Raw genomic sequence first — 9,288 nt, 5'->3', positions numbered from 1 at the left:
AGGTGCCCAGACGCGGCAACTCCGGTGCGGTCAGCGGGAGGTCCGGATGGCGGCCGGCGAGCCAGGCCGCGAGGTCGGTCAGGCGGCCCGCGACGGGCAGCGGTGTCCCGGAGCCGTACGTCCGGGTGAACTCCGCGTCGGTGGCGGTGAACGTCACTTCGTAGCCGGCCGGGACGCGTGACGCGAGGAAGCCGATCAGGTGGACGCACAGGGGCGCCGGCCACTCGTGGGTGCCGTAGCCGAGGTCGGCGTCGGCGGTGTGGATCTCCAACTCCCGCCACCAGGCGAGCCCGGCGTCCCGCAGGGTGCCGTCGCGGTAGCGCACCGGCCGGTCCCAGTCGTCCGGCCCGACCGCGGACCAGGACGCCTCCACCTCGTCCAGCGCGTCCGCCAGCGCGGGCGCGAGCTGCTGCACCGGGCGCCGGTGCCCGGCCTCGATGGCGGCGTCCCGCGCGGCGCGGCCCCCGTCGTAGACCTCGATGAGCTTGCCGCGCAGGGCGTAGCGGGCCTGCCGGGCCAGGGCGAGGCCGACCCCTTCGAGGTGGGTGAGCACATGGCCGCGGGTCCAGCCGGGCAGCGGGGTGGGCCCGCGCAGTATCCCGTCGGTCAGACCCGGCAGCAGGGCGCGCAGCCGCGACTGCCCCGCGGCGAGTGCCGTGGGGAGTGCGGTGGGCAGTTCGGCGGGCGAGATCCCGGTCACGGCCACAGCAGTCCACGCTCCCAACCGGCGTCCGTACGGCGGTAGTCGACGCGGGTGTGCCGCCGCTGCTTGTCGCCCTGCCAGAACTCGACCTGCTCGGCGCGCAGGGTGTACAGCGTCCAGCCGGGTGCGACCGCCCTCGGTTCGGCGGCGAGGCGTTCGGCGGCGGCGCGCACCTCGGCGTCGCGGAGCGCGAGGTCGCTCAGCGGGGTGCTCTGCCGGCCGAGCAGCGCCTCGGCGCGCGCGCCGGGGGAGCGGGCGAGGAAGTCGGCGGCGGACTCCTCGGGGCCGCCGGGGCGCACCGTGCCGCGTACCCGCACCTGGCGGGCGAGTGGCGACCAGTAGAAGGTGAGCGCCGCGGCCGGGTGGCTCGCGAGCTCCCGGCCCTTGCGGCTGCCCGCGTCGGCGGCGAACTGCCAGCCGTCGGCGGTGACGTCCTTGCAGATCAGCACGCGGGCGGACGGGTGGCCGTCCAGGCCGGTGGTGGACACGGTCACCGCGTGCGGTTCGCGCACGCCGGACCGGATGGCGGTCAGCAGCCACTCGACGAACAACTCGTGCGGGTCCGCGGGCAGTTCCGAGACGTCGAAGTCCGGCAGCTCCCCCTCGAACACCTCGATCTCGCGCAGTACCTCGCGCAGGTCGGACACGAATACCCCCTCTGCGTTTAATGGTGTGTGGCGACGATACCATTAGCCCATGCCGGTTGATCATCTTGCCCTCGCCCTCGCGGTCACCGTCCGCCACGACGGGCACGGCGGCGTCGCGGACGACCTCGCCGACCCCGACGGCCTGACCGCCTGGCTGCGGCAGCACACGGGCGCCCTGGCGGAGTACGGCTTCGCGGACGGCGGCGCCGCGGCCGACCCGGCGATGCTCGCCGCCGCCGTCGCGGTACGCACCGCCCTGCGCGCCCTGTTCGCCCGGGCGGTGCTGCCCGGGGCGCCCAGCAAGGCCGACGCCGGGCGGCTGCCCGACGCCGGCACGGCCCTGGACGGGCTCAACACGGCCGCCGCCCGGGTGCCGGTCACCCACCGCCTGCTGTGGCCGGCCGGCGGCGCACCGCTGGGCGGCTACCGCGTGGCCCGCGACCACACCCGCGCCGACCTGCTCGCCGCCGCCCTGGCCCGGGCCGGCATGGCCTTCCTCACCAGCCCCGACCGCACCCGGCTGCGCGCCTGCCCCGCCCCCCGCTGCGTGCGCTACTTCGTCCAGGCGCACGCCCGCCAGGAGTGGTGCAAGCCCTCCTGCGGCAACCGCGCCCGCGTCGCCCGCCACCACGCCCGCCACCGCGACCAGCCCACCGACAGCCCCGGTTGACCTCCCCCGCGCGGAGCAGCGGCAGGCCGCCCCGGCGGCACGCGGGCGCGCCTTCGTTACGGCGGGTAACGGGGGCGCGTGCGGGGCGCACAGGAGCTTTGGCGGGGAGTGGGGCCCGGCCGCGGTGGTGGCGGGCCCGGCCCCCGTGGGAGGGTCGCGGCGGGCCGACCGGGGAGGCACCGCCTCCCCGGGAACCGCTGTGCTCCACCTCGCCGGTACGCCTCCTGCCAGTGGCGTACCGGCACCGTCGTACCCCCTTACCCCACGCATCCGACGGCGTACGCTGTGAACCCACCGGACTGAGTGCGCCGGGCGCGCGCCCCGCCGGTCGGCCAGGGGAGAGACCATGGTGGGACGGACAGTCGGCGGCGCCCGCACGCTGTTCGAGCGCGACGCCGAACTGTCCGCCGTCGAGGCGGGGTTGGCCGCGCTCTGCGACCCGGCGCCCGGCCGGCGGCGAGGCGGCCTGCTGGCGTTCGCCGCCCCGGCCGGCCTCGGCAAGACGACCCTGCTCGCCGAAGTGCGCTCCCGGGCCGCGGACCGCGGCTGCACCGTGCTGTCCGCCCGCGGCGGCGACCAGGAGCAGCAGGTCGCCTTCCACGTCGCCCGGCAACTCCTGCAACCGCCGCTGGCCGGCGCCACCGAGGCCGACGTCCGGGCGGCGCTGGGCAGTTGGTACGGCATCGTGGGCCCGGCGCTCGGCCTGTGCACCGCGCAGGCCGCCGGCCAGGGCGCCGCCCCCGACCCGCAGGGCCTGCGCGACGGCCTGGACTGGGTGCTGACCCATGTCGCGGTCCAGCACGCCCCGGTGGTGCTGGTCCTCGACGACGCGCACTGGGCCGACCCGCAGTCGCTGAACTGGCTGGCCGCCTTCGCGCCCCGCACCGACGACCTCGCGCTGCTCGTCGTGGTCGCCTACCGCCCGGACGAACTGCCGCCGTCCGCCGAGGCGTTCCGCGGCCTGCCCGGCCGCGCGGGCCACCGCCCGCTCGGCCTGGAGCCGCTGACCGCGGACGCCATCGGCCGGCTGGTACGCGACCGGGTCGGCGCGCACGCCGACGAGGAGTTCTGCCGGGAGTGCTGGGCGGTCACCGCCGGAAACCCCTTCGAGGCGGTCGAGTTGGCCGTCAAGGTCCGCGACCGCGGGCTGCCGCCCGACGGCGGCAGCGTGCACCTGCTGCGGGACCTGGCGGCCGCCGCCAAGGGCAGCGGGCTCGTCGCCCGGCTGGAGCGCCTGGGCCCCTCGACGGTCCGGCTGGCCTGGGCCGCCGCCGTGCTCGGCACCGAGATCCAGCCCGCGCTGGCCGCCACCGTGGCGGGCCTGGGCGGCCAGGAGGCGGCCGACTGCGCGGACCGGCTGCGCGCCGCCCGCGTCCTGACCGGCGGCCGCACCCTGGAGTTCGTCCACCCGCTGATCGCCACCGCCGTCTACCGCGCGATACCCGGCGCGATCCGCGTCGCCCTGCACGGCAAGGCCGCCTTCGCGGTGCTCGACGCGGGGCTCGGCCCCACCGCCGCCGCCCGGCACCTGCTGGAGACCCACCCGGAGGAGGACCCGTGGGTGGTGCACCAGCTACGCGCCGCCGCCCGGGAGATCCTGCGGGCCGGCGCCCCCGAGGCGGCCCGCGACTGCCTGGCCAGGGCGCTGCGCGAACCCCCGCCGCCCGGCGAGCGCGCCGCCGTGCGCTACGAACTCGGCTGCGCCACCCAGCTGCTGGAACCGGCGACCACCGCCAACCACCTGCGGGCCGCCCTGGAAGAGCCGATCGACGACCCCGAACTGCGCGACGGCATCATCTTCCTGCTCTCCCAGTCCCTCGCCCACTCCGACCTGATCAGCGAGGCCGCCGAGGTGGTGGCCGCCGCCGCCCGCACCGCCACCGCGCCGCGCACCCGGCTGCGGATGCAGGCCGAGCAGTTCATGTGGGACGCCTTCCGCGCCGACGAGCCCGACTCGCCCGGCCGCTCCCGCCGGCTGGCCCGCCTCGCCGACCGCCTCACCGGCCGCGACCTCACCGAGCGGTACATCATCGGCCTGCGCGCCTGGGACGCCACCTTGCGCGGCGAGCCCACCGGCACCGTCCTGCGCCACGCCGCCCGGGCGCTGCACGGCGGCCTGCCCTGGGTCGAGGAGGGCCGCGGCTTCGAGGTGCCGGTGCTCGTGGCGATGACCTACGCCTACGCCGACCGGCCCGAGCGCGCCGAGGAGCTGTTCGCCGAGGGCATCGCCGACTTCGAACGCCACGGCTGGCGCGGCGCGCACCTGTCCTTCGGGTACGTCCTGCTCGGCTACGTCCGCCACCGCTGCGGACGGCTCGCCGAGGCCGAGGAACTGGCCCGCGACGGGCTGCGGCTGGCCGAGCGGGTCGGCCGCGGCACCCCCGTGCAGTGGTACGCCGTCGCGGTGCTCGCCGGGGTGCTCGTCGCCCGCGGCCGCGCCGCCGAGGCGGCCGAACTCGCCGCCGGCTACGCCTTCGCCGCGCCCTTCCCGGCCGCCGTGACCTTCCCCGACGCCCAGGCCGTGCACGGCGAGATCCTGCTCGCCCTGGGCCGCCGCGAGGAGGCCGCCGCGGAACTGGCCGCCGTCGGGCGGCGGCTCGACGCGCGCGGCATGCGCAACCCCGGCTGGTGCCCCTGGCAGCTGCACCTCGCCCTCGCGCAGGCGCCGGACGACCCCGGGCAGGCGGCGCGCACCGCGCTCGACGCGGTCGCCAGAGCCCGGCAGTTCGGCGCGCCGTCGGCGATCGGGAGCGCGCTGCGGGTGGCCGCCGAGGTGATCGGCGGCCCGCGCGGCCTGGACCTGCTCGCCGAGGCCGTCGCCCACCTGGAGGCGTCGCCGGCCGCCCACGAGCTGGCGGCGGCGCTGGTCGCCCAGGGAACCGCGCTGCGCGCGGCCGGCCGGGGCGGCGCCGCGCAGGCCCTGCGGCGCGGTCTGGACGGCGCGGTGCGCTGCGGCGCCGACGGCCTGGCCGGTACCGCCAGGACCGAACTCGCCCGGGTGCCCGCGCCGCGCCGCCCGTCCGAGGCGGGACCGCAGGCCGCGCCGTTCGCGGCACCGCGGGAGACCTGAAACGGGCTCCCGTCAAGACCCCGCCACCACGTACGATGGCAGCATGTCCTTCCTCCGCCGCCGTAGCGCAGCCACGCCCACCGGGCCGGACTTCGATGTCCTCGCGATGGACCCGGGGGACTGGCCCGGCGACCTGGGCGCGGGCCTGCTGCCCGGCGCCGACGGCAGCTGCCAGGGCATCTACCTGCGGTACGACCTGTTCGGCGGCCGCGGCCCCTCGATGCTGATCGGGAACCTCCCCGAGGGCTCGCCGGCCCGCGAGCTGGAGGAGGGCCAGGTGCCCTTCGAGGTGGCGCAGCTGCTGGCCGCGCTCGGCAACGACGAACCGGCCGAGGTCGTCGACATCGAGGGCACCCCGGTGATGCTCGCCGACGGGCCGCTCATCGTGCGCCGGATCAAGATCTCCGAATCCCGGGTGGCCTGCGTGCAGTTCGACCGCAGCGACGGCGTCCAGGTCACCATCGCCACCTGGGACCGGCCGATCACCGAGGACCTGTACCAGCTGCTCAAGCCGCTGCCGGCGGAGATGTTCCAGGCCGGCTGAGCCGTCGAACGGGGCAGGCGCTCCGGGCAAGGGCGCTGCGTAAGGGGCGCCATCCCGGGATGGCGCCCCTTACGCGTGCCGGTCACCGAACAGGCCCGCCGCCCGGTGAAGCCGCGCGGCTACGACAGCGCGGACGGCAGCAGCGTCACGTCCGAGGCGAGGACGTACTCCACCCGGTGCCCGAGCTGGATCTCGTAGTACACGTTCGTGCCCCGCACCACCTGGTGGCTCGCGGTGTCGAAGGTGACCGAGTAGTCGTACTCGCCGTGCACCCGGCCCCCGACCACGTACCGCTGGCCGGCCGGGATCGTGTACGGCATCGGGGTCAGCGCCTGCACCGGCACCCCCGCCGGATAGGCGCTCGCCTCCGGGTAGGCGCGGCCGTAGACCGGGACGCTCGCCAGGCCCTTCTTCGGGGTGACGACCAGGCCCGTGGCGTCCACCGCCGTCGGCGCCGACGGCGGGTTGCGGAACCACGCCTTCTGCCCGAGGTACCAGATCGCCGTCCAGTCGCCCTGGCGGCCGGCGACCGCGTACTGCTGGCCGGTGGAGGCCCGGGCGCCCACGTCGTTGACGTCCGTGGTGCTCGCGCCGCCCGCGCCGCCCGCGCCGTGCAGCGCGACGTCCTGCACCAGCGGGGCGTCCTGGCTCGGCGCGGTGTACAGCCGCACCGCCTCGGAGCCGTGCGCCGGGCACGCCGCGCCCGCCGTGGCGCAGCCGGTGTAGGCCGGCTGGTTCGCCGCGTAGTCAGGGTCGATCGTCACCTCACCGCCCCGCGGGCCCGCCGTCGGCACCACCGGCGCGCCGAGCAGCGCCATGTAGTGGCCCCAGTCCCAGTACGGTCCCGGGTCGGTGTGCATGCCCGGCACGTAGGCGCCCGTCGGGCCCGGCACGTTGTCGTGGCCGAGGATGTGCTGCCGGTTCAGCGGCACGTCGTACTTCTGCGCCAGGTAGCGCACCAGCCGCGCCGAGGAGCGGTACATCGCCTCCGTGTACCAGGCGTCCGGGTCGGTGAGGAACCCCTCGTGCTCCATGCCGATCGACTTCGCGTTGGTGTACCAGTTGCCCGCGTGCCAGCCGACGTCCTTGACCGGCACGTGCTGCGCCACGTGCCCGTCGGAGGAGCGGACCGTGTAGTGCCAGGCCAGGTACGTCGGGTCCTGCACCAGCTTCAGCGAGGTGTCCCACGAACCCTCGGTGTCGTGGATGACGATCGTGTCGATCTTGATGTCCTGCGGCCGGTCGGCGAGGTCGTGGTTGCCGTAGTCCCCGCCGCCGGTCTCCTGGTAGGGCGCCGGCACCCACTCGCAGCCCAGGCCCGGCGGGCACTCGGCAGGCCCGGTGTCGTCCGCGCGAAGCCCGACCCTAGCCGCCTGACCGGCCGCCGGTGCCAGGCCCGGCCGCGCGGCGAGCACCACCCGCTGGCCGCTGTCGGTGGTACGCGCCTGGCCCTGCCGGATCACGTCGAACACGTCGTCGGCGAAGGAGTCCGCGGTGCCCCGGTCATCCGCGCCGGAGTAGCGCGCGACGGCCGCGTACCAGTCGGCCGGGTCGGCGCTCAGCGGCTCGCCGAGCCGGCGCTGCTCCGCGGCCAGCAGGGCCGCGCCGCCCGCCACGTTGGCCGCCGGCCGCTCGCGCAGGTCGGCCGCCGCAAGACCGGTCAGCGCCGCCGCGCGGTCCACCGTGGTCAGGTTCGCCGGGAAGGACGCCGTGGCCGGCGCCGCCGCCTGCGCACGGGTGATCAGCGGGCGCGAGGTGTCCCCGCGGCCGTCGTCGCCCCCGTCGCCGGTCTGCCGCACCGGATGGTCGGTGAGCGCGGTCCGCGCGTCGGTCAGGTGCATCGGCCCGTAGCCGCCGGTGACGCTCGGCATGCCCTGGTGGCCGTCCCACCGCGACTCCATGTACGACACGCCCAGCAGCACGCTGCGCGGCACGCCGTACTTCCCGGCGGCGTCGGCGAACGCCCGCTGGAGCGCGCCCGAGGCGTCGGCGTGCGCCGCGGTGCCCGTGCCGAACAGCGGCAGCAGGGCCGCCGCCGCGGCGACCGCCACCGCGGCGCGGGCCCGGCGCGCAGGTGCCGGGGGTCTTCCGGAGACGGGTGGGGGCGGGGGAGCGGAACGCGGCACGACGGCCTCCTCGAAGCGGGGTGGCGGATCACAGCTTCCCCACAGCTACCGGCCGCTCCGACGCTCCGTCAACCACCCGTATACGGCGCGTCCCGCCGCCCCGCTCCCCGCCTTGACCGCCTTTCCGGCCCGCGCCCCCACCGACCTGCCCCGCGCCACTGGCCTACACCTCTGCCCCCGCCCCGCCTCCGCCTGCCACGTTTCCCCGCCCTGTCGACAATGCGCGGGCACCCACTGCGCGGCGGGGGCGAGGCAGCCGGGGAGGGGCGGCGACGAGGAGCGTCCCGCCGGCCGGCGCGGGGCCACGGCGCTCCGACCGCTCACTGCGTGCCGACCGCCGCCCGCACCGCGCCCCGCGCCATCCCGCAGTCGTCGTGCAGCCGGCGCAGCAGCAGCCGCTGCTCCTCGCCCGCCTCGGCGGCACCCGGCGCGGCCGGACCGGTCGCCCGCATCGTCCGCTGCACGGCCGTCTCGTAAGTCCGGATCTCCCGGGTCAGTACCAGCATCAGGTTCACCAGGAAGCCGTCCCGGGCCTCCGCGCCCTGCGCCTGCGCCTGCTGGCTGATCTGCCGGCGCGCCGCCGGGTCGTCCCCGAGCACCGACCACAGCACCGCCAGGTCGTACCCGGGCAGATACCAGCCCGCGTGCTCCCAGTCGACCAGCGCCGGGCCGGCCGGCGACAGCAGCACGTTCGACAGCAGGGCGTCGCCGTGGCAGAACTGGCCCTGCGTGTGCGCCAGTCCGCGCATCAGCTTCTGCAGGTCGCCCAGGTCCCGGTCGGTGAGCAGGCCCAGTTCGTGATAGCGCCCGATCCGCGCCGCGTAGTCGATCGGCGCGTCGAACGACCCCGGGGCCGGCCGCCAGGCGTTGATCCGCGCGTACGCCGTCAGCGCCGCGCGCACATCCGTGCGGGCCGGGGTCTGCACCGGGTGGCGCTGCGGCGCGACCACCCGCCCGGGCACCCGCTCGATCACCAGGACGCAGCTGTCCGGATCGGCGGCGATCAGCCGCGGCACCCGCACCGGCGGGCGCTGCCGGACGAACGTGCGGTAGGCCGCTATCTCGTGGCGGAAACGTTCCGCCCAGGCCGGTGAGTGGTCCAGCAGGCACTTGGCGACGGCCGGCGCCCGGCCGGAGGTGCCGATCAGCAGCGCGGTACGCCCGCCGCGCCGCAGCAGCTGCACGGGCGCGAACTCGGGACAGATCCGCTGCACCGCGGCCACCGCGGTCCGCAGCTGCGCCCCCTGAGGGCCGGTCAAGTCGATTCTCCCGCCGATCGGACGGGGCCCGCCGGCCACGGTCCGCCGCAGGGCGGCCGGACGCGGGCGCAGCACCGGCTCGCCGACCGAGGGGTACGCGGGCCGGGGCGGGGCGGACACGGAGGACGATGCCGAATACATGAGTGGAAGCAGATCCCTTCGTGTGCCAACGAGTTGCCAGGGGCGCCGCCCCCGCCCCGGTACCGCACCCTGGGGAATGCGGAACCGGGGCGGGGTGGCGCGTTCCTACCTGACACCCTGGCGCGGGT

General features: G+C 76.7%; 7 protein-coding genes. 3 read left to right on the top strand and 4 right to left on the bottom strand.

All coding sequences use genetic code 11. The annotated features are described in order from the left end of the window. Positions 1-700 (bottom strand): maleylpyruvate isomerase family mycothiol-dependent enzyme (locus tag AC3EVP_RS34155; protein ID WP_435136927.1); only part of this gene is annotated, 700 nt, incomplete at its 3' end. Continuing rightward, positions 697-1,350 carry a pyridoxine/pyridoxamine 5'-phosphate oxidase gene (locus AC3EVP_RS34150; protein ID WP_435136924.1) on the bottom strand — a complete coding sequence of 218 codons (654 nt, stop codon included), beginning with the start codon at positions 1,348-1,350 and terminating at the stop codon, positions 697-699. The genes AC3EVP_RS34150 and AC3EVP_RS34155, both read right to left, overlap by 4 nt. 49 nt (positions 1,351-1,399) lie before the next feature. On the opposite strand from AC3EVP_RS34150, the gene AC3EVP_RS34145 reads away from it, so the two are divergent. The 3 genes from AC3EVP_RS34145 (at position 1,400) to AC3EVP_RS34135 (ending at position 5,634) form a co-directional block, all read left to right on the top strand. Then, positions 1,400-2,020 (top strand): CGNR zinc finger domain-containing protein, encoded by a 621-nt coding sequence (locus tag AC3EVP_RS34145; RefSeq protein ID WP_435136921.1) that lies wholly within the window; start codon positions 1,400-1,402, stop codon positions 2,018-2,020. A 346-nt stretch (positions 2,021-2,366) separates the two neighbouring features. Next, positions 2,367-5,090, top strand: coding sequence for an ATP-binding protein (locus AC3EVP_RS34140; RefSeq protein WP_435136918.1), 2,724 nt, complete (start codon positions 2,367-2,369; stop codon positions 5,088-5,090). A gap of 43 nt (positions 5,091-5,133) precedes the next feature. Continuing rightward, positions 5,134-5,634, top strand: a complete 501-nt coding sequence (locus tag AC3EVP_RS34135; protein WP_335979921.1) for a hypothetical protein — start codon at positions 5,134-5,136, stop codon at positions 5,632-5,634. Between the two features lie 119 nt (positions 5,635-5,753). Here AC3EVP_RS34135 and AC3EVP_RS34130 read toward each other — a convergent pair whose 3' ends face one another. After that, positions 5,754-7,760, bottom strand: a complete 2,007-nt coding sequence (locus AC3EVP_RS34130; RefSeq protein WP_435136915.1) for an N-acetylmuramoyl-L-alanine amidase — start codon at positions 7,758-7,760, stop codon at positions 5,754-5,756. Between the two features lie 320 nt (positions 7,761-8,080). Then, positions 8,081-9,160 carry an aminoglycoside phosphotransferase family protein gene (locus tag AC3EVP_RS34125; RefSeq protein ID WP_335979920.1) on the bottom strand — a complete coding sequence of 360 codons (1,080 nt, stop codon included), beginning with the start codon at positions 9,158-9,160 and terminating at the stop codon, positions 8,081-8,083. Between the last annotated feature and the right edge of the window lie 128 nt (positions 9,161-9,288).

The sequence above is a fragment of the Actinacidiphila sp. bgisy144 genome, from assembly GCF_057708105.1.
This window is presented reverse-complemented; position numbering and strand designations above follow the sequence as displayed.